At 46.1% G+C, this 19,088-nt stretch carries 20 protein-coding genes; 15 read left to right on the top strand and 5 right to left on the bottom strand.

Annotation, left to right across the window (positions count from 1 at the left end):
- Position 1: 1 nt before the first annotated feature.
- A complete protein-coding gene (locus J9B83_RS06770; RefSeq protein WP_211535988.1) occupies positions 2 to 1,513 on the top strand; it encodes an ATP-binding protein in 1,512 nt (503 codons plus the stop codon).
- Between the two features lie 10 nt (positions 1,514 to 1,523).
- Here J9B83_RS06770 and J9B83_RS06765 read toward each other — a convergent pair whose 3' ends face one another.
- Positions 1,524 to 2,450 carry a LysR family transcriptional regulator gene (locus J9B83_RS06765; RefSeq protein WP_236037157.1) on the bottom strand — a complete coding sequence of 309 codons (927 nt, stop codon included), beginning with the start codon at positions 2,448 to 2,450 and terminating at the stop codon, positions 1,524 to 1,526.
- A 93-nt stretch (positions 2,451 to 2,543) separates the two neighbouring features.
- Positions 2,544 to 3,449: an ornithine carbamoyltransferase gene (gene argF / locus J9B83_RS06760; RefSeq protein WP_211535987.1), complete on the bottom strand. Its 906-nt coding sequence runs from the start codon at positions 3,447 to 3,449 to the stop codon at positions 2,544 to 2,546.
- A 242-nt stretch (positions 3,450 to 3,691) separates the two neighbouring features.
- Here argF and grxD point away from each other — a divergent pair, with 242 nt between their 5' ends.
- On the top strand, positions 3,692 to 4,021 hold the full coding sequence (gene grxD / locus J9B83_RS06755; protein ID WP_211535986.1) for a Grx4 family monothiol glutaredoxin: 330 nt from the start codon (positions 3,692 to 3,694) through the stop codon (positions 4,019 to 4,021).
- A gap of 98 nt (positions 4,022 to 4,119) precedes the next feature.
- Here the strand turns inward: grxD and J9B83_RS06750 are convergent, their stop codons facing one another.
- Entirely contained in the window at positions 4,120 to 5,070 is a 951-nt protein-coding gene (locus J9B83_RS06750; protein WP_211535985.1) for a LysR family transcriptional regulator, read from the bottom strand.
- Between the two features lie 130 nt (positions 5,071 to 5,200).
- The gene (locus J9B83_RS06745; RefSeq protein WP_211535984.1) at positions 5,201 to 6,103 is read right to left on the bottom strand and encodes a LysR substrate-binding domain-containing protein; all 903 of its coding nucleotides are present in this window, start codon (positions 6,101 to 6,103) and stop codon (positions 5,201 to 5,203) included.
- Positions 6,104 to 6,268: 165 nt separating this feature from the next.
- On the opposite strand from J9B83_RS06745, the gene J9B83_RS06740 reads away from it, so the two are divergent.
- The 13 genes from J9B83_RS06740 (at position 6,269) to rpoS (ending at position 17,507) form a co-directional block, all read left to right on the top strand.
- Positions 6,269 to 6,703 (top strand): hypothetical protein, encoded by a 435-nt coding sequence (locus J9B83_RS06740; protein ID WP_211535983.1) that lies wholly within the window; start codon positions 6,269 to 6,271, stop codon positions 6,701 to 6,703.
- A gap of 86 nt (positions 6,704 to 6,789) precedes the next feature.
- Positions 6,790 to 7,221 (top strand): acyl-CoA thioesterase, encoded by a 432-nt coding sequence (locus J9B83_RS06735; protein ID WP_211535982.1) that lies wholly within the window; start codon positions 6,790 to 6,792, stop codon positions 7,219 to 7,221.
- 194 nt (positions 7,222 to 7,415) lie between these two features.
- Positions 7,416 to 9,050 carry a CTP synthase gene (locus tag J9B83_RS06730; protein ID WP_211535981.1) on the top strand — a complete coding sequence of 545 codons (1,635 nt, stop codon included), beginning with the start codon at positions 7,416 to 7,418 and terminating at the stop codon, positions 9,048 to 9,050.
- Between the two features lie 52 nt (positions 9,051 to 9,102).
- Entirely contained in the window at positions 9,103 to 10,404 is a 1,302-nt protein-coding gene (gene eno / locus J9B83_RS06725; protein WP_211535980.1) for a phosphopyruvate hydratase, read from the top strand.
- A gap of 115 nt (positions 10,405 to 10,519) precedes the next feature.
- Positions 10,520 to 10,813, top strand: coding sequence for a septum formation initiator family protein (locus J9B83_RS06720; protein ID WP_236037155.1), 294 nt, complete (start codon positions 10,520 to 10,522; stop codon positions 10,811 to 10,813).
- On the top strand, positions 10,810 to 11,574 hold the full coding sequence (gene ispD, locus J9B83_RS06715; RefSeq protein WP_211535979.1) for a 2-C-methyl-D-erythritol 4-phosphate cytidylyltransferase: 765 nt from the start codon (positions 10,810 to 10,812) through the stop codon (positions 11,572 to 11,574). Before J9B83_RS06720 ends, ispD begins: the two co-directional genes overlap by 4 nt.
- Positions 11,575 to 11,590: 16 nt before the next feature.
- Positions 11,591 to 12,082 (top strand): 2-C-methyl-D-erythritol 2,4-cyclodiphosphate synthase, encoded by a 492-nt coding sequence (gene ispF / locus J9B83_RS06710; RefSeq protein ID WP_211535978.1) that lies wholly within the window; start codon positions 11,591 to 11,593, stop codon positions 12,080 to 12,082.
- A complete protein-coding gene (gene truD / locus J9B83_RS06705) occupies positions 12,079 to 13,182 on the top strand; it encodes a tRNA pseudouridine(13) synthase TruD (RefSeq protein WP_211535977.1) in 1,104 nt (367 codons plus the stop codon). The genes ispF and truD overlap by 4 nt, the downstream gene beginning before the upstream one ends.
- Positions 13,160 to 13,906 carry a 5'/3'-nucleotidase SurE gene (surE, locus tag J9B83_RS06700; RefSeq protein ID WP_211535976.1) on the top strand — a complete coding sequence of 249 codons (747 nt, stop codon included), beginning with the start codon at positions 13,160 to 13,162 and terminating at the stop codon, positions 13,904 to 13,906. The genes truD and surE overlap by 23 nt, the downstream gene beginning before the upstream one ends.
- The gene (locus tag J9B83_RS06695; RefSeq protein ID WP_211535975.1) at positions 13,903 to 14,568 is read left to right on the top strand and encodes a protein-L-isoaspartate(D-aspartate) O-methyltransferase; all 666 of its coding nucleotides are present in this window, start codon (positions 13,903 to 13,905) and stop codon (positions 14,566 to 14,568) included. Before surE ends, J9B83_RS06695 begins: the two co-directional genes overlap by 4 nt.
- Positions 14,561 to 15,490 (top strand): DUF368 domain-containing protein, encoded by a 930-nt coding sequence (locus J9B83_RS06690; RefSeq protein WP_211535974.1) that lies wholly within the window; start codon positions 14,561 to 14,563, stop codon positions 15,488 to 15,490. The genes J9B83_RS06695 and J9B83_RS06690 overlap by 8 nt, the downstream gene beginning before the upstream one ends.
- Before the next feature lie 66 nt (positions 15,491 to 15,556).
- A complete protein-coding gene (locus J9B83_RS06685; RefSeq protein ID WP_211535973.1) occupies positions 15,557 to 16,432 on the top strand; it encodes a peptidoglycan DD-metalloendopeptidase family protein in 876 nt (291 codons plus the stop codon).
- A 79-nt stretch (positions 16,433 to 16,511) separates the two neighbouring features.
- Positions 16,512 to 17,507, top strand: a complete 996-nt coding sequence (gene rpoS / locus J9B83_RS06680; protein WP_268927861.1) for an RNA polymerase sigma factor RpoS — start codon at positions 16,512 to 16,514, stop codon at positions 17,505 to 17,507.
- Positions 17,508 to 17,576: 69 nt separating this feature from the next.
- On the opposite strand, the gene J9B83_RS06675 is transcribed toward rpoS, so the two are convergent.
- Positions 17,577 to 19,013, bottom strand: coding sequence for an AhpA/YtjB family protein (locus J9B83_RS06675; protein ID WP_211535972.1), 1,437 nt, complete (start codon positions 19,011 to 19,013; stop codon positions 17,577 to 17,579).
- Positions 19,014 to 19,088: the final 75 nt, after the last annotated feature.

The raw sequence follows: 19,088 nt of genomic DNA, 5'->3' as shown, positions 1-19,088 counted from the left end.
CATGCAAATTGAAATGCGCCGCCTGTACCGCAACCTTGTGGTCGGCGGCGTTGCCATTATTGTTTCTTGTTATTTTGCGATGACGCTGGTGCAAGGCAAACTTAATGCCGCGAAAACGCAACAACTCTTGTATTTAGATGGGCAAATCAGTGCAATCTTGTTGTTGTCTGACGTTGCGCCTAGCGTTCCTGAGTCACAATTTTCCTGGTCATTAAAGAGCCCTGAACCTTTGGCGTTTTCACAAATAATCACCTTGCTTGCCGAAGAAACTCACTTAAGTTCGTTATCAAATACGCATCAAATGCGTTTTGGCTCCGCAGATTCTCCGTTCCTAGTTGGGACTGCCTCTCAAGATATCTTGGGAGGGCGTTGGGCCGCTATGTTAACGCGTCTGTTCGACACCAGCCTTTTTTCCAGTGTTGAAAAACGCGATTTACTGAGCGCCATGACTTATCTATCGATAACAGAAGTAACGCCTTCTCAGTTGACTTTTCCTTTGGGTGTGACTCCCATTCAGCCTATGAATGCTCAGTTTGCGTTTGTGTGGCACGACGGTGTATCGCCACCAATCATGTTATCTAATGCCCAGTCCGCCAAGCTTTCTCAGACATTGATCCTTGTTGTTTTAGTGGCTTTGGGGATAGCCTTGATGATTATTTTGGTTTGGCGCGAGCTTAAGTCATTAGATGGAAAGCGTAAGGCATTTGAAAGTATTACCCGTCAAATTGCTCGTGGTCGCAGTGGCTTGCCTAAAGGCATACCAGACAGTAGCGGAACGTTAAAAGAGTTGGCCTATTCTTTTGATTCTATGTCGTCTCATATTCAGCGCTTACTCAAGGTGCAACGAGAAATGATTAATGCTATTTCTCATGAGTTGAGAACGCCTATTGCGCGCTTGAGATTTGGCCTTGAAATGGTTAAAGACGAGGTAGACGACGGTGCAATTAAGACGATTGAAGCCCTTGAAGGGGATGTGGAAGAGCTGAATACTTTGGTGGACGAAGTGCTCACCTACGGGAAATTAGAAGATGGGTCGTTAGAGCTGAGCTTTAAAGAATGCCCTGTATTTCAGTTAATCGATGATATTTTGCGTCACAATCACCTGCTACTGCAGCATTTAACGGTGGACGTTAAGATTGATGAAGACAGTTTGGTGTTAGCCGATGAGCATCATTTGAGTCGAGCATTGCAAAACCTGATTTTGAACGCTGCCAAATACGCCAGCAGTCGAATCGTCGTGACATTTTCAGCCGATACTGAGCGCTGGCAGTTGGATATTGAAGACGACGGTCCTGGCATTCCGTTTGAAGATAGAGACAAGGTGTTTATCCCTTTTCAACGCTTAGATAACAGCCGAACTCGAGCGTCGGGGGGGTATGGTTTAGGGCTTGCCATTGTACAACGTATTGCTTTTTGGCACGGTGGTGCGGTGTTGATCGACGAAAGCGAATCTGGCGGGGCAAAGTTCAGCTTTATTTGGTCCCGAAATCAGCATCAGAGTCGCCTGACTTGATGCTGAAACACTAAAGTTCCGGTGCGAGAATGCCTTTTAGATTTTTAAAGCAAGTCTTAGACGCGGTGGAAATCAAGTCATCCATGTAGGCGTTGTCCCGTTGGTCTTTACGGATAGCAATATAAAGCTTGCACCATACGCCTTCCTCTCCCAAAGACTTGGTAATCACGTACTGTCGGTTGGTGTATTCGGTTAATGCCCAGTTGGGAATGCAACACACACCGCGGCCACTTGCCACCAATTGCATCATCATTAAGGTTAATTCGCTATGACGTATTTTGGCTGGCATGACACTGGCAGGGCTGAGAAAGTGCTTGAAAATATCCAAGCGCTCGGTTTCTACTGGGTAGGTGATGAGGGTTTCTTTGACGAAGTCTTCCGGGGTTAAATAGTCTTTTTTAGCCAAAGGGTGGTGTCGTGACAAGGCCACCTGAGATTCATACTGGAAAAGTGGTATGTATTCTATGTTGGGAATGTCCTGTGGATCAGAGGTCACTACCAAGTCCAAGTCGCCGCGCGCCAATGCCGGCAGCGGCATAAAACCAAAAGCGGTCGATAAATCCAGCTCCACATCGGGCCAGTGTTCACGAAAATGGTCTATGGTTGGCATCAACCATTCGTAACAACTGTGGCATTCAATGGCGATGTGTAAGCGTCCGCTTTCGCCTTCTGCGAAACGTTGTATGTCGCGCTGTGCAGAACGAAACGATAAGAGCACGTCATCGGCAAGTTGCAATAAACGCAAACCGGCACTGGTGAAGCGAACGGGTTTGGTCTTGCGAATAAAGAGAGGGCAGCCGAGTTTTTCTTCAAGGTCTTTTAGCTGGTGCGACAAAGCTGATTGCGTGAGATGCACGCGCTCTGCGGCTTCGACCAAGCTACCGGTTTCTCTTAATGCTGACAGGGTTTTAAGATGCCTTACTTCAATAATACTCATAATAATTCACTTTGAGTGAGTTTTTCTCAGTGTATAAGGTGTAAAAAAGCCCGTGGAGTCAAACTCAAACGGGCTTTAGGGTAAAAGCGGCGCCTAGCGGCACAATAAAAATTCAAGCAAGGCTTTTTGTGCGTGCAAACGGTTTTCAGCTTCGTCCCACACAACACTGTCAGAATGATCAATGACTTCGGCTGTCACTTCTTCTCCTCGGTGTGCTGGTAAGCAATGCATAAAGAGCGCGTCTGAATGGGCTTTTGCCATTAAAGCGCTGTTCACTTGGAAGCCATCAAAGTCTTTAAGGCGTTGTTCCTGCTCGTCTTCTTGGCCCATTGAAGCAAACACATCAGTGACAATAAGATCGGCACCTTCGGCTGCTTGACGGGCATCGTGTAGCACAGTAACGCGATCATTGTGTTCTGCGACAAGGTCAGCATCGGGTTCGTAGCCAACTGGGCAAGCGACAACCAACTGGAAATCAAGCAAGGCAGCGGCGTTAATGTATGAGTTGCACATGTTATTGCCATCGCCGACCCACACGACTTTTTTACCCCTAATATCACCACGATGTTCTTGGTAGGTTTGCATATCGGCCAACAGCTGGCAGGGGTGGTAATCGTCAGTCAATGCGTTGATCACCGGCACGGAGGAATATTGCGCAAAGGTTTCCACCGTAGCGTGATCAAAGGTACGAATCATCACCGCATCGACCATGCTAGAAATAACCCGTGCGCTGTCTTCTACCGGCTCGCCACGACCCAATTGAGTGTCGCGTGAGGAAAGGAATAATGCTTGTCCGCCAAGTTGTGCCATACCCGCTTCAAAAGAAACGCGTGTTCGTGTGGAGGATTTCTCAAATATCATCGCTAAAACTCGACCCTTTAGCGGTTGAAATAAGGTACCTTCACGATGAATTTTCTTAAGCTCAGAGGCTCGATGTAATAATTGCTTAAACTCATCAGAAGTTAGATCCTTCAAAGTAAGAAAATGTCTTGGCGACACGCTATTGCTCCTTAATGGTCTTTTGAAAAAAGAATCAACCAATTTAATACACTCAGGTAGACGAGTAAAGGGTAATCCGCAAGAGAAAGTGCTAAGTAAAGCCGCTTTATGGGGTTGTAAATAGAGCATTAAACCCAATAAACTGATGCAACTTTCAATGAATGCTGCGGTTGCGTTTTTTGTGCCTTGTCAAAGTGTATTTGGCAAACTTTTAGCCGCAACCCACTAACGAGGTGAATACCATGAGCAACACAATAGAAACGATCAAAGAGCAGATTAATAGCAACGATATCCTGTTATATATGAAAGGCAACCCTCGCGCGCCTCAGTGCGGATTTTCTTCTCAAGCGGTGCAGGCTCTGATGTCTTGCGGTGAGCGTTTTGCTTTCGTTAACATTCTAGACAATCCTGATATTCGTGCAGAATTGCCTAAATTTGCGAACTGGCCGACATTCCCACAATTGTGGATTAAAGGCGAGCTTGTTGGTGGTTGTGACATTATCGTCGAAATGGCGGGAAATGGTGAACTTCAAACGCTGATTGATGAAGCGGTTGCGTCTTCAGCAGAATAAGTTTTTCGCTTAGAAGTAAAACAAACAGAAAACATCTTACTGAAAAGTAAGGTGTTTTTTTATGTCTGTCAGTCTGTCAGTCTGTGAGCATCGAAAGGTTATTTTTCTTGGGCCTTTAGTTCATTTGCCACGTCAATGACTTGTCTTCTAAACCAAATATGGCTGGCATCATGGTGCAGTAACGGGCTCCAAATCATTTTCAATTCGATCTTAGGGATGTCAAAAGGTGGATCAAGAATCACTAAGTCAGGGTTCTTTCGGTTTACCATGGCGACTTTTTTGGGCAAGGTGGCAATAAGATCTTGTTCCAATGCAAGGTGCATTGCGGTGTGGTAGCTTCGAGTAAACACACGAATACTGCGCTTATGACCGAGTGATTGCAAAGATTCATCTACCCAGCCCAGCTTTTGCACATCGTTAGGGTCCATTCCTACGCCCACGCCAAACCCAGTTTTACTGACCCAGATATGTTGCGCTTGTAGGTAGGCGTCTATATCAAAATGGTCTTTTATCGGGTTCTTAGAGCTAAGCATGCAGACAAAGGTATCAAGCCATACGCTCTTTTGGTGAAATGATTGAGGCAATTCTTCAAAGCGATTAATTGCCATGTCGATTTTACCGGCTTCTACGTCGTGAAAGGTGACATCGCTGGGCGTCATAATGTCTAAAGTAATGCCGGGAGCAAATTCACGTAAACGAGTTAACAAGCGAGGGATGACAGTAGAAGCGGCATAGTCGCTGGCCATGATACGAAAAATACGAGTACTGGTGCTTTCGTTGAAATCGGCTTCTGGCTGAAGCGCTTCTTCTAACTCTAATAAGACCTTACGAACAATGGGTTGCAGGCGTAAAGCTTTTTCTGTCGGTTTCATTCCCTCACTGGTTCGCACTAACAATGGGTCGTTGAGCAGGTCTCTTAAGCGTTTTAAGCCGTTAGACATGGCGGGCTGGGTGATATTAAGTTTGTTAGCCGAACGCGTGACATTGCACTCTCGGAGTAATACGTCGAGATAAATAAGCAGATTGAGATCGATTTTATTTATATTCATGCTTTTTATGCTTTTCACACAGTTTATAGGTTGTATGAATTCATTGTATTGGGCCTGATATAAACTGCAACCGTAAAATTATGATAATTTAAAGGACAGAGCGCTTTTTACGCAAGTTATGTGATGCTGTTTATTTCGATGGTTGTTCATTTTCCTCTGATTCGGAAATCTGGCAGCATTGATCAATAAACCGCTGAGCATTTTGCGTTAAGGCCGTATTTTTTGGGGTGACGATCAATAAGTTTCGATTCAGCGCAAGTGGAGTCTGATAAAGACGAATCAATCCCGCGTTTAATTCTTGAGAAATCGCCATACGAGATAAGCAACCCAAGCCCATTTGATGAATAACCGCTTGTTTAACGGCTTCCATGTGTGCAAGAGACAGCACAACATTGAGTTGAGATATGTGCGCGGCGGTGGCTTGCTCTAAAATAGTTCGCGTGCCTGAACCTGTTTCACGCATAATCCAATTAGCAGCCTGTAAATCTTCCCAAGAAAGTTCCGTCTTACGGTCTTCCTCCACCGAGCCAAACACGACCAGTTCATCTTTTAGCCATACTTGGGTCATCAGTTCGGCATGCTGGCAATAGCCTTCGATAAAACCCACTTCCGCTTTGCCGGTAAGCAGTTGTTGAATAACACTTTGCGTGTTGCCAATTTCCAAATTAAAACGAATGTTTGGGTGCTGGCGCTTAAACAAAGACATTTGTTTTGGAAGTAAGTAATTTCCCACACTGACGCTGGCAGCAAGGTGCAAAGAACCGCTTAACTCGTCCCCGCTGCCCATACTTTCTATTTGCTCAATTTGACTGAGGACAGCGCGAGCTTGAGGTAGAAGATGTCTGGCTTGAGGGGTGATCTGTAAGCGCTTACCATGACGACGAAACAAGGGTCGACCTAGCAAGGCTTCGAGTTCTCGCAATGCTTGACTGGCAGCGGGTTGACTAATAGACACCATTTCGGCGGCGGCCGTCACTGAGCCCGTGTGTACAACGGCTTCAAATATTTGTAATTGTCTAAGTGTTATTCTCATATAGGTATTGTAGCCTTGTTTTTGTTGCGATGAGTAGTGCTATTCTATTTTGCTTCGCGCTTGGCAAGAAGTAATAAAAACGTCTAAGGTGTTTTCATAAACGTCTTAGGCGTCATCAATGTGGTAACCAGTCTAATGCGGTCTTTGTACTTGGAGGGATGAATAATGACAATGTTTCAATCTGTGTGTATAGGGGCTTTATCAATGTGCCTGCTCGCTTGTTCCTCAGGGACGTATGTGGTGACAGGGCAAGTTTTGCCAGAAATCGACGCGGATCAAGTCAGAATCTTTAATGAGCCGCCGGCTTTTGAGTATGTGGTTGTCGGAACGGTCAGTGCTTCGAGTGACAATGGTTTTACTGAAGAAACAAGAAGAGAGAAAGCGCTGCGTGAAATGAAGGAGCAAGCGGCTAAAATCGGTGCAAATGGCATGATTGTAGACGATGTAACGCAATTATCATTTCGTCGCTTAGGAACCGGTGTTGGCGTTTCCGTTGGCAGCAACAGTGGCGTAGGAGCAGGTATTGGTTCGAGCTTTTCATTTCCGACAGCACAAGCCAAAGGCACAGCAATTCATTACGACGCCAATATTGAGCAATAAGAAGGTGAGCCTTTTCCTTGTCCTGTGTTAATATTTTCTGCCTAGGTATTTTCAGAAAAAACTAACACAATCAATGAGAGAGAACTATGTCAGGGTCTGAACAGCAGGCAAAAGGGCGACTTACTACGAGAACAGTTGCTATGCCGGGAGACACTAACCCCGCAGGCGATATTTTTGGTGGTTGGGTGGTGTCTCAAATGGACATCGCCGCAGGTATTTGTGCCGGACAGCGAGCGCAATCACGCGTTGTGACCGTGGCATTAGACAGCATGAGCTTTATTCGCCCTGTTAAAGTCGGTGATATATTAGGGGTTTATACCAGTGTGGAGTCGGTTGGTCGTACTTCCATGAACATCATGGTAGAGGCTTGGGTGCGTCGTGGTCGAATCGGACAGCGTGAAAAAGTCACTCAGGGTGTCTTTAAGTTTGTTGCTATTGATGACAACGGCTCGCCGATGCCCATTCCAAAAGAAGAAGACCTGCCTGATTATGTATTGAATGGTACTGGTGGTCACTGATCTATTGTAAATGCTCTACGCGTACTTTGGGGGAGTGTGAGGTTGTCGCTTGGTTCGCCAGGTCAATATAAAACAACTGTGTTTTACATTGAGTGAAAGTGCCTGCGATGCTATTATTTCCCCCCGTCCTGAAGGCGCATTTTTCTGTGTCATCAAATCTCATATTTTTCTATTTTAAGGCGGGTTAAACACTCATGGCGACACGATATATTTTCGTCACAGGCGGCGTGGTTTCATCACTTGGTAAAGGCTTAGCAGCAGCATCGCTGGCCGCTATTCTTGAATCCCGTGGATTGAAAGTCACCATGCTTAAATTGGATCCCTACATCAACGTAGATCCTGGCACCATGAGTCCTTTCCAGCACGGCGAAGTGTTTGTTACAGAAGACGGCGCTGAAACTGATCTTGATTTGGGTCATTACGAGCGTTTCATTTCAACGAAAATGGGCAAGCGTAATAACTTCACCACAGGTCGTATCTATCAGCACGTGTTGAAAAAAGAGCGTCGCGGTGAATACCTAGGTGGCACTGTTCAGGTTATCCCACACATAACGGACGAAATTAAGCGCCGTGTTATTGCCGGTGCCCAAGGCGCCGATGTGGCCTTGGTTGAAATTGGCGGGACTGTCGGTGACATCGAGTCTCAACCTTTCTTAGAAGCGGTTCGTCAAATGAAAGTAGAAGTCGGTTCTCACCGTGCTTTGTTTATGCATTTGACCTTGGTCCCTTACATTCGCACGGCGGGTGAAACTAAGACCAAACCTACCCAACACTCAGTTAAAGAGTTGCGTTCTATCGGTATTCAACCGGATATCTTGGTGTGCCGTTCAGAAGTGACTATTGAAGCACCAGAGCGTAAGAAAATTTCCTTGTTTACCAATGTTGAAGAGCGTGCCGTTGTTTCGTTGCCAGATGCTGATACGATTTATCGTATTCCGCAAATGTTGAACGATCAAGGGTTAGACAGTTTGATTGTAGAGCGCTTTAACCTTGATTGTGACATGCCAGATCTTAGCATTTGGAACAAGGTGACCCAGGCGAAACTGAACCCTGAAAAACAAATTAACATTGCCATGGTCGGTAAGTACATGGAATTGTTGGATGCTTACAAATCTTTGATCGAAGCAATGGACCATGCGGGCATTCATGCTCGCACTAAGGTGAAACTGCATTACATCGACTCTGAAAGCATCGAAGAAAATGGTACTGAAATCCTCAAAGGAATGGATGCAATTCTGGTTCCTGGTGGTTTTGGTGAACGTGGTGTGGAAGGTAAAATTACCACAGCGCGATATGCCCGCGAAAACAAGGTACCTTACTTGGGTATTTGTTTAGGCATGCAAGTGGCCGTGATCGAGTTTGCGCGAAATGTCGCCAACTTGTCTGGTGCCCACAGTACAGAATTTAATTTAAAAGCAGAGAACCCGGTTGTTGGTCTGATCACTGAATGGACAAACACAGAGGGTTCCAAAGAAATCCGGTCAGAGGAATCCGATCTAGGTGGCACTATGCGTTTAGGCGCACAAAACTGTAACTTAACGGCGGGAACCAAAGCGTTTGAAGCGTATGGTGAAGCGGTTATTACAGAGCGTCATCGTCATCGTTATGAAGTGAACAATTTCTACTTGGATGCACTGGAAAAAGCAGGCCTAACGATCTCTGGTCGTTCTGAAGATAACTCATTGGTTGAAATGGTGGAAATTGCCGATCACCCTTGGTTTGTGGCTTGTCAGTTCCATCCTGAGTTTACTTCTACGCCTAGATATGGTCACGGCTTGTTCAGTGCTTTCGTTCATGCTGCATTGAAGCACGCAGGCAAAGAAAAATAATTAGCACAAACAACAGTGTTTGTGATGTCTAATCTATATTAAGAGGTTTGTTATGAGTCAGATCGTTGATATCAAAGCCAGAGAAGTTCTTGATTCTCGTGGTAACCCAACTGTTGAAGCCGACGTTATATTGGCTGATGGTTCTGTAGGTTCAGCGTGTGCACCGTCTGGTGCCTCTACCGGTTCTCGTGAAGCTTTAGAGTTGCGTGATGGCGACAAAAGTCGTTATTTAGGCAAAGGTGTATTAAAAGCGGTGGCAGCGGTAAACGGTCCTATTCGTGATGCCCTAATCGGTAAAGATGCCCTTGCTCAAGCTGAGCTTGATCGTATTATGATCGACCTTGACGGCACTGAAAATAAATCTACCTTTGGTGCGAATGCTATTTTGGCGGTGTCTTTGGCGGCGGCGAAAGCGGCGGCGATTTCTAAGAAAGTGCCTTTGTACGCACACATAGCCGACATCAATGGCACACCAGGCGTTTACTCTATGCCAGTTCCTATGATGAACATCATCAATGGCGGCGAGCACGCAGACAACAACGTTGATATACAAGAGTTTATGATTCAACCCGTTGGTGCGCCAAACTTCCGTGAAGCTTTGCGCTACGGTGCGGAAATCTTCCATGCGCTGAAAAAAGTATTGAATGGTCGTGGTTTAAACACGGCAGTAGGTGATGAGGGTGGCTTTGCACCGGATTTGGCTTCTAATGCGGAAGCCTTGGCTGTTATTAAAGAGGCTGTCGCTGCGGCAGGCTATGAGCTAGGCAAAGACATTACTCTTGCGATGGATTGTGCTGCGTCTGAATTCTATGACAAAGAAGCCAATATCTACGACCTTAAGGGTGAAGGTAAAAAATTCACTTCAGAAGAATTTAACTTTTTCTTAGAAGATCTTACGAAGCAATACCCAATTGTTTCTATTGAAGATGGTCTTGACGAGTCTGACTGGGAAGGTTTTGCGCATCAAACGAAATTGATGGGCGATAAAGTTCAGTTAGTGGGCGACGATTTATTCGTAACCAACACTAAAATTCTTCAGCGCGGTATCGACAATGGCATCGCTAACTCTATTTTGATCAAGTTTAACCAAATTGGTTCTCTAACCGAGACCTTGGCAGCGATCAAAATGGCGAAAGACGCTGGCTTCACGGTTGTTATTTCTCACCGTTCTGGTGAAACAGAAGACGCAACCATTGCTGATTTAGCTGTAGGTACAGCAGCAGGTCAGATTAAGACCGGTTCTTTGTGCCGCTCTGACCGTGTGGCAAAATACAACCAATTGCTACGTATTGAAGAGCAATTGGGTGGTAAAGCCCCTTACAAAGGTCTTTCTGAGATCAAAGGTCAGGCGTAATCTTGCTTCGATCTGAAAAAGGGAGAACTTAGTTCTCCCTTTTTTTATGTTTTTTTCAGTCTATTTCTTTAATAATAAAAGCCCTAGCCTTTAGACAATATTGGGTTTTTATTAAATGATCGAGGGTGTTATGGCGCGCTTGTTATTAGTTGTGTTTGTTTGTGCCATTGGCTATCAATCGTATCACTTGTACTTCGGTGATCAGGGTATTAAGCGACAAGAAGAGCTGGCGAAACAAATTGCTTATCAGGAGCGTATTAATTTACGTTTAAAACACCGCAATCAAGCATTGAGGGCGCAAGTAGATGACCTTCGTCAGGGTGAAGAAGCTGTAGAAGAGCGAGTTCGCAGCGAACTGCAATATATCAAAGAGGGTGAGGTGTTTTATCGTATGGTGAACAAGAAATGACGCCATCAATGTGGGTGATTATTCCCGCTGCTGGGATAGGCCAACGTATGCAGGCTGCTTGTCCTAAGCAATATTTGCAACTTGACGGCGAGACTATATTAGATCGTACTATTGGTATTTTTGCTTCTCATCCTTTAGTTAAAGGCGTGTTGGTTGGTATTAGCGCAGAAGATGGGTATTGGGCTCAATCCCGATGGACGAGTCATCCTAAAGTACATCGTTTTGTCGGCGGTAAAGAGCGTAGCGATACGGTACAACTAGGCTTGCACTATTTATCGACTTTGATCGACGATATGGCCACTATGCCTGTTTTGGTTCACGATGCGGCGCGACCTTTATTAACTCATGCAGCGCTTGAGCGTATCATGTCTTATTCCTCGGAACAGGGTGCCATTTTGGCCATGCCAGCAAAAGACACGGTCAAACAACAAATGAGCGCGCGTGCATCGGTGAAAACCACCCTAGACCGCAATGAAATATGGCTTGCGCAGACGCCGCAAAAGTTCCCTGCACAGGCTTTGTTGAGCGCGTTAGAGCAAGCTCATGAAAAAGGTGTTGCTATTACCGATGAGTGTTCGGCCATGGAATTTGTAGGTTGGCAACCGGCCTTGGTGATGGGCGAAAGCAGTAATATTAAAGTAACCTTGCCAGAAGATCTGCTCATCGCAGAAGCCCTCTGGTCATATTTATCCAGTCACCGTTATTCTTCGTGTGACCCTTTAAAGAAACACCTTTCTGACACTGGCGAGTGCCATTCATAATGTAGGAGTAGTCGTAATGCTGCCATTTCGTATTGGCCACGGTTTTGATGTTCACAAATTTGGCGACGGCGACCACATTGTATTAGGTGGCGTGAGCATTCCCTATTCTCAAGGTTTAGTTGCCCACTCCGATGGCGATGTGGCCTTACATGCTTTGACCGATGCACTGTTGGGCGCCGCGGCCTTGGGCGACATAGGTAAACATTTTCCCGACACCGACGCCGAGTTTGCAGGGGCCGACAGTCGTCTTTTGTTGCGTCGAGCCTATCAAGAAGTGCAATCTCTTGGTTTTTTGGTTGGCAATGTGGACGTGACGATTCTCGCCGAAGCGCCTAAAATGCGCCCTCATGTGGACGCCATGCGCGCCAACATTGCCGCTGACTTGTCTATTGCGATTGAGGCGGTTAACGTCAAAGCCACGACGACCGAAAAGCTGGGCTTTGTCGGACGCAAAGAGGGCATTGCTGTTGAGGCAGTGGCGCTGATTTATCAACAAGGAACACTATGAACACACAATGGCGCTATGCCTGGTCAAAGCCGACAGTGACCGCCGATTTGAAAACCCACGTACAAGATTTTTATGTGGAAGAGCAGTTGGGTTTTGAACCCGATGACAAAGGCGAATTTTGCTTTGTGTTCATCGAAAAAGAAGGCGTGAACACCGATTTTCTTGCTAAGCGTTTGGCGCAATTGGCTGGGATTGCGGCCAATAAAGTGACTTACAGCGGGGTGAAAGATCGTCATGCTTGCACCCGACAATGGTTTTGTCTGCATGTGTTAAACAAGCAACCTAACTTGTCTAGCATTCAAGAAGCGTTTCGTGCACCAGAAAGTGTTCGTGTAATTGCCCAGTTGCGTCATTCAAAAAAATTGCGCACGGGCACACATTTGGCCAATCGTTTCGTGATTCGCTTGCGTTCGGTTGAAGGCGATTTAGAAGAATTAGAAGCGCGCTTGCAGCTTATCAAACAAGCAGGTGTGCCTAATTATTATGGTCCTCAGCGGTTTGGTATAAACGGTAATAATTTGCACAACGGCAAGGAGTTAGTACTTAACGGGCGGCAAAGTCGCCGCAAATTATCCAAAACCGAGTCTTTCTGGCTGTCTGCTATTCGCTCTTGGTGCTTTAACGAAGCGCTCAGTGACCAGGTGGAAAATGGCATGTGGATGCGTTTGTGCGATGGCGATATTGCTCAATTCCAATCTCACGACGAACAGTTTCGCGTCAAAGAAGTGGGTGCGTTAATGCATCGTAAAGTCTTACAAGGCGAGATCAGTCCTGTGTTGCCTATGGTCAGCGAGGGATGGGAAGCCGGAACCGGTGCTCAGCGTGAAGCGGCGATCAAAAGCTCTTTGGCACAGAGCACCGATTTGATCGAGGGTTTACTTACTTTTGATCTATCACGAGACAGCCGATTGGCGCGCCTTGTGCCCATGAATATGGCCTGGGAATTGCTATCCAACAAGACAGACAGCACGAACAATACGCAATTAATTGTGGAGTTCTCCCTACCAAAAGGCTGTTTTGCGACAAGCCTATTGCGCGAAATGGTGGATTTTACGGACAAATCAGCAGAGATGTACCATGAGAATATTGATCGCCAATGATGATGGTTTGGATGCATTGGGCATTCAAACCTTGGCGCGTTTTTTACAGCAAGAATACGATACCTTAGTCGTGGCACCAGACAGAAATCAAAGCGCGTCGAGTAATGCGCTTACCCTGTCTCGACCCATTCAACCAGTGCAAGTCTCAGCAAACCAATATCGTGTCGATGGCACGCCCAGTGACTGTGTCAATTTGGTCTTGGCTGGCATGATCGATGGGGATGTGGATCTGGTGGTTTCTGGTATCAATCACGGCGCCAATTTGGGCGACGATGTGATTTATTCCGGTACGGTGGCCGCCGCCATGGAGGCGCGTCATTTGGGGCGCCCTGCGTTGGCCGTGTCCTTGGTGGGGAAACAGCATTTTGATACCGCCGCAAAGGTTGTTATGCAGTTACTCAAAGAGGCAAGCACCTTGAATTTACCGGCTGGAATTTTGCTTAATGTGAATGTGCCTGATTTGCCTTATGACGAACTAAAAGGCATTCAGGTAACGCATTTGGGTCATCGTCATCAGGCACAAGCACCGATTCCGGCTCAGCACCCTAGAGGTTTGCCGAGTTTTTGGATTGGCGCCTTATCTGAGGCGAACGATGGATCAGAAGGCACGGATTTTCATGCTATCGCTAATGGCTATGTGTCCATCACTCCTATTCACACCGACATGACCTGTTATGAGGCCAAACCCCCCCTTGAGAAATGGACTGACACTCTGAGCTTATGAGCCCGAACGATCTGAATCATCTCCTGACTCGAACTGAGCCGAAAGCCGCCGAAATGGTGCGTCAGCTTAGGGCCAAAGGCATCACTCATGAAGGGCTTTTGTCGCTGATGGCATCGATTCCTCGGCACGAGTTCGTTGAACCAGCGTTCTCTCATTTGGCCTATTCGGCTACGCCTTTGCCTATTGGTCGGAGCCAAACCATCAGTCAGCCATTGACTGTCGCGAGAATGACCCAATGGTTGTTGGCCCATGCTCGATTGGGTCGGGTGCTGGAGGTGGGAACTGGTTCGGGGTATCAAACACGAATTCTGGCGCATTTTTTTAATAAGGTGCACACCATAGAGCGACAACAACCCCTTTACGAAAAAGCCAAGGTGCGCTTGTCTTCGATGGGAATCAATAATGTGGAGTATCTTTTTGGTGACGGACACAGTGGCTGGCCCCAAAAAGTAGAGATGGATGCGGTGATCATTACTGCAATGGCGAGTAAAATCCCTTTGGCTTTAACCGATTGTCTAAAGCAAGGCGGTATTTTAATTATGCCCATTGACCAGCCTAGCGCCCATATCGGGTGCTGGCGTAAAAAAGGTGACAGTTGGCAATGTTTAGGTACAGAGGCGGCGAATTTTGTGCCGTTATTAGAAGGAATAGAACATGCCTAATTGGCTAAAAATATATTTAAGTGGCGCTTTAATGGGCGTAGCCGATGTGGTGCCTGGCGTATCGGGCGGTACCATCGCCTTTATTTTAGGTGTGTACGACCGTTTAATCGCCGCGCTTAGTGGTGTGAATAAAACCAGTTTAGGGATGCTTTTTAAAGGCGACATAAAAGGCTTATGGCGTCATTTTGATGGTGCCTTATTGTTGCCTTTAGGAGCGGGAATTTTAAGCAGTATTTTCCTGATTGCTGGGTTGATTACGCACTTATTGGCAACTTACCCGAGTTATTTGTGGAGTTTCTTTTTTGGCTTGATTTTGGCCTCGGCGTATTTTTTGATCACCGAAATCAGAGGCTTTGCGTTGCGTCACGCTGTGATTATGCTGTTGGGAGCGGCTATTGGTGCGAGCTTGTCTTTGCTGGTGCCAACGCAGATGAACACATCGCCTCTTATGGTGTTTTTAGCGGGCATGATTGCCATCTGTGCAATGATTTTACCGGGCATATCAGGCAGTTTTTTGCTCTTGATGATGGGTATGTACGGTTTTGTACTGTCCGCGGTGAAGGGGTTGGACCTGGTGGTTATTGCTATTTTTGCCGCTGGTGCCTTGGTTGGTTTACTGAGTTTTTCCAAGTTACTGAATTACTTGCTGACTCACGCAAGATCAATGACACTGGCCTTGTTGACGGGCGTCATGCTTGGTGCATTGGTGAAGGTGTGGCCATGGAAGGTAACGGATACCTGGAGCCAAGTCGGTAGCAAAACTTTGCCTTTGGAAGAGCATTTGATTCTACCTTGGCAGCAAGTGAATTTTTATTGGCTAAATGATCTATTTTTTCCCTTGGTGTGTCTGTTGATTGGCAGTTTGAGTGTTATTCTTATTTCTCGTATTTTTCTACAGAAGAACGTACATGCTGACCATTAACTCAATAAGAACAACGGGGTAAGGTTTATTTTTCGCTGTCCCTTACTAGAAAACGGACTCACTTTTTTGACTCGGCCCGCTTGTGGCTTGGTGTTAGTGTGTCTGTTTTTGTCTGGATGTTCTTATGAGATTTTGCATTACTCTGACAAGGACAATGGGTCCTACTCGAGCAACAGTGCCCGTGTTGCACCGCTGCCGTCGTCTGGCGTTTATCGAGTTAAGCAAGGTGATACCTTGTTCTCTATCGCTTTCCGCTATGGGTTAGATTATCGTGAGTTAGCTCAGTCCAACCGAATTGCTTCCCCTTATGTGATTTACCCTAATCAAAAAATCCGTCTCAAAGGCGCAGCTCCGTCTCGATCAAATACGGCCAGCACGCCGGCGTTAATTGTGAAAGAGACGCCTGCCGTGCCAGCAAACACTTCGTCAGCCGCATCGCCTGTACCAACTCGACCTAAAGCGCCGACCGCGCCGGTAGCGACAACGACCAAAGCGCCGGAAAAAGCCTCTATTCCTGTGCATACCAACGAAAAGGTGCCAGCGCCTATCGTTCTGGGTGATAAAATGACCAGCGACTGGTCATGGCCAGTTAACGGCAAGGTTACGCGCAGCTTCTCAAATTCTGGAGTAAGCAGTAAAGGCATCGACATAAAGGGAGGGGAAGGTGAATTGGTCAAAGCTGCTGCAGATGGTATTGTGGTGTATGCAGGAAATGGTCTGATTGGCTATGGGAACCTTGTTATCGTCAAGCACAATGATGTATATCTAAGCGCTTATGCTTACAACGATAATATTTTAGTCAAAGAAAAGCAGATGGTTCGGGTGGGGGATTCTTTGGCGGTGATTGGAGGCAAAGGGAAAGAACGACCATTGTTGCATTTCGAGGTGCGACGAGATGGTCAACCCATTGATCCGTTGAGTGTTTTACCAAAAATGCAATAGACACAATTAGCAGTTTAAGGAGGGCGTGAAGTTGACAGATAGCAATAATAAAATACCGAACGAAGCTCATGTAGGAACATTGGATAACGACAGCATAGAAGCTCAAAAAGAGGAGGCTGCTAAAGATCACCCCCTAGACAGCGAGTTGTCTGATGACGGCTTAGATGATGTAGATGACGATCCCTTTGAGTCTGCTGTGAACGCTCGTTATGCAGAAGCTGACTCAGGACGAACCCTTGATGTGACTCAGATGTATCTGAGTGAAATAGGTTTTACCCCGTTATTGACCGCTGAGGAAGAAGTATATTTTGCTCGGCTGGCGCTCAAAGGCGATGAAAAAGCTCGTAAACGCATGATAGAGAGCAACTTGCGTTTGGTGGTGAAGATTTCTCGACGTTATCTCAATCGTGGTTTATCCCTGCTTGATTTAATTGAAGAGGGGAATTTAGGCTTGATGCGTGCGGTCGAAAAATTTGATCCAGAACGTGGCTTTCGTTTTTCAACTTACGCGACATGGTGGATACGTCAAACCATTGAGCGTGCCATAATGAATCAAACTCGTACTATTCGCCTGCCTATCCATGTGGTGAAAGAATTGAATGTGTATTTGCGCGCTGCCCGTGAATTGACACAAAAACTTGATCACGAGCCCAGTGCCGAAGAAATTGCTGACATGCTCGATTGTCCCGTGGAAGATGTGCAAAAAATGCTCAGCCTCAATGAGAAAGTCAGCTCGATTGATGCCACTTTTGGTGGCGAAAACAACGATAAGAGTCTGGTTGAAATTCTAGCGGATACATTACATCAAGGGCCAGAAGCCGACCGCCAAGAAGGCGATGTGTTGCAAAGTATCGAGCTGTGGCTAAATGAGCTGAGTGAAAAGCAGTGCGAAGTGATTACACGACGCTTTGGCTTGCGGGGCCACGAAGCCAGCACATTGGAGCATGTGGGTGCCGAGATCGGTTTAACCAGGGAGCGAGTTCGTCAAATTCAGGTGGAAGCGCTACGAAAATTGCGCCTCATTATGGACAAAGAAGGGCTGTCGTTGGACGATGTTATTCAGCTAGATGAGTAACATTCAATATCAATCACGACCAGCTTAAGCCAAATTATTCTTTGAAACACCCGCTAAAAGCGGGTGTTTTTATATAAGGGCGTCGGCTTCTTCTTCAGGGTGAATAATATCTACGATATGTCGATGGATTTGTTGTTTGTATTTATCTGACATGCCTTTCACTTCATAAGCAAGAATTTCATTGTCGCCGTCTTCAATGAATTCTGGTAGTCCTGTAAAAACCCGGTTTTGAATGTGTGGCAGAGTGAAAATATCGTCCGTGATGACCAGTTTGTTGACACTTTCAGAATGGCTGAGTTGTTCAATTTCCTTCAGTAGAGGCGTAATCTCGTCGGCATTGAAATACTCCTCTTTTACCATAGTGGTTATTTGGGCATTGCCTTGATGAAGTCCCAAGTGAAAATTCAGTGTGGGCGCGTCTTTATACAGCTCGTTTTCTAATAGCTTGTCGATTAAACCCAAAAATAGTTGTGCCGTGCTGACTGCGTTAAGGTAGAGATTGTCATCGCAATGATGAGCGCTAAACAATACGACAGCAGCGTCGTTTTTGTATTGGTGAACCTGCCCTAAATAGATTTCAGAAGCTTGAAACATGGCGCGATAGATGGGTGTCAACAAATTAGAGACCTGCAAAGGAGTCATGTCTTTGTGCCAGTCTTCAACGTTAAGAATATCAAAATACAGTACGCAACTGCGTTGTCGAGATTCTTCGAAAATAGCGTCAAAGTTGATTTCAAACTGGGGTTTTGTGGCTGCGATAGAGGCTTCTTCCGTGGCAGAAACCTTGCTTTCGTCTATGGGCAATGGAAGCGACTGTATGGTTTCGACAGCGTTGAATAAGCTTTTTACTTCTGTGTAGCGAGCAGGCGAAAAGAGAGAGGCTGATTTACCTTTGCCAAAAGCTTCAAGCACAGATGTCGCGTCACTAATGGGGGTAAATAACCACTTTGTTAGCAAAATAATAATTAGCAGCGCCAGAGCACAAACAAAAATAGCCAGACCAATCAGCAGATTATTTAAGTGCTGCAGTGTTGCTTGAGCAGGGGTTTTGTCTAAGGTAATGAGAACATGGCCGACGATCTCATCTCTAAATTTGATGCTTGAACTGTAAATACGACGTTTGTCGTCTGGACGATAACTTTGCTCCGTACGAACGCCAGATTGGCTGCTGTCTGCCTCGGCTAAGAGTTCGTCTTTTTTGTTGTAAACCCGAGCACTTAAAATATTGTCATCCACCACAAGGCGATTTAGCAGCACATTTAGACTGAGTAAATCGTTGTTTAAAATGGATTGAGTGGCGTTGAAGGCCGCCTGTGTGGCGAGGCTGCTACCGAGTACTTCGGTTTGCTGATTGAGATAATTGCCCAATGCGTGGGTCATGGTGTACCAAAAAAGGCAGACGGTTAGAATCATCAGAGAAATAAAGGTGGCAACCATGACGACCGTCGCGCTAATTTTGCTGCGTAAGTAAGCCGTTATTGCCTTCTTTTTCGATTGAATGTTCATTCACTTCCTTTGGGTAACGCGTCACGCTTAGGTGAAAATAATAAGTATACCTATCATAACGGCCATTTTCTGTTT

The organism is Marinomonas vulgaris (genome assembly GCF_018145875.1).
Classification (GTDB): Bacteria; Pseudomonadota; Gammaproteobacteria; order Pseudomonadales; family Marinomonadaceae; genus Marinomonas; species Marinomonas vulgaris.
The sequence above is the reverse complement of the archived record's forward strand: the minus strand, read 5'-3'. Positions and strand labels throughout refer to the sequence as shown.